The organism is Streptomyces sp. NPDC056347 (genome assembly GCF_042262625.1).
Classification (GTDB): domain Bacteria; phylum Actinomycetota; class Actinomycetes; order Streptomycetales; family Streptomycetaceae; genus Streptomyces.
This window is the reverse complement of sequence record NZ_JBHJQP010000338.1, coordinates 1-1,428: the sequence shown is the minus strand read 5'-3', so window position 1 is coordinate 1,428 and position 1,428 is coordinate 1. Positions and strand designations below refer to the sequence as shown.

1 protein-coding gene is annotated in these 1,428 nt (G+C 71.4%); it reads left to right on the top strand.

Annotated elements, in window-relative coordinates:
• Positions 1 to 12: 12 nt before the first annotated feature.
• Positions 13 to 1,428, top strand: a 1,416-nt coding sequence (locus tag ACFCV8_RS36030; RefSeq protein WP_376689778.1) for a condensation domain-containing protein, incomplete at its 3' end; no start/stop codon positions are given.

Sequence of the window (1,428 nt, the reverse complement as noted above, 5' to 3'; positions counted from 1 at the left end):
CGGACGGGGGATGTGGTGCGTCGTGGTGCGGACGGCACTCTGGAGTACGCGGGTCGTGGTGACGACCAGGTGAAGGTGCGTGGCTTCCGGATCGAACTCGGTGAGATCGAGAGCGTGCTGTGTGCTCACGGTTCGGTGACGCGGGCAGTGGTCGTGGCCCGTGAGGACCGGCCGGGCATCAAGCGCCTCGCCGCCTACCTCGTGACCGACAGCCCCGCCGCCGATGTGGACATGGGAGCTGTGCGTGAGCATGTGGCGGCAGCGCTGCCGGAGTACATGGTTCCGTCCGCGTTCGTGGTGCTGGAGGAGCTGCCGTTGAACGCGAACGGCAAGCTCGACCGCAAGGCCCTGCCCGCGCCCGAGTTCACCGCCGACCACGATGCCCGTGTTGCTCCGCGGACGGACACGGAGCGTGTTCTGGCGTCGGTCTGGGGCGAGGTCCTGGGCCTTCAGGACGTGGGTGTGCACGACAACTTCTTCGACCTCGGCGGCGACTCGATCATCAGCCTCCAGGTCGTGTCTCGGGCCCGCAGCGCCGGACTCACGCTGTCCTCCAGGGATGTCTTCCAGCACCCCACCATCGCCGCACTGGCAGCCGTCGTGCCCGCGCCTGTCACCGACGGCATGGTGACCACCACCGCGGAGCAGGGCCCGCTCACCGGCGCCGTGCCCACGCTGCCCGCGCGGGAGTGGTTCTTCGAGACGCACCCAGTGGCGCCCGAGCACTTCAACATGTCTCTCGCCCTCGAACTGGACCCGGCCACCGACGAGACCGTCCTGCGCACTGCGCTCGAGGCGGTCCTGGCGCAGCACGACGCGCTCCGCACCGTGTTCGCCGGCCCGGCGTCGGCCCGGTTCGCGGACCTCGCCGCTGTCACCGCCGAGCACGTCCTCACGGCGCACGACCTGCCCGAGGACGACGCGGCGGCCGAGCAGCGGTGGCAGGAGCTGACCGCTGCGGCCCAGGCGGACCTGGACCTCGACGGCGGACCGCTGGTCCGTGTCCTCTTCGGCCGCCGGGGCGCCGGGCGCGCGCCGTGGCTTCTCCTCACCGCGCACCACCTCGTCGTCGACGGCGTCTCCCTGCGCATCCTGCTGGAGGACCTGACCGCCGCGTACGAGCAGGCGGCAGCAGGCCGCACGCCCGACCTCGGCCCGAAGTCGGCTTCGGTGCGCCAGTGGGCGCAGGAGCTGACGGCGCACACCGCGGACGGCGGCTTCGACGACCAGGCAGCGTACTGGAGCTCCGTCACCGAGCAGGCCGACCCGGAGCTCCCGGTCGACCTGCCCGGCGGCGCCAACACGGTCGCCTCGGCCCGCACGGTCTCCGTCGCCCTGTCGGTTGCTGACACCGAGGCTCTGTTGCAGCGGGTGCCGGGGGTGTATCGGACGCAGGTGAATGATGTGTTGTTGACGGCGTTGGCGCGT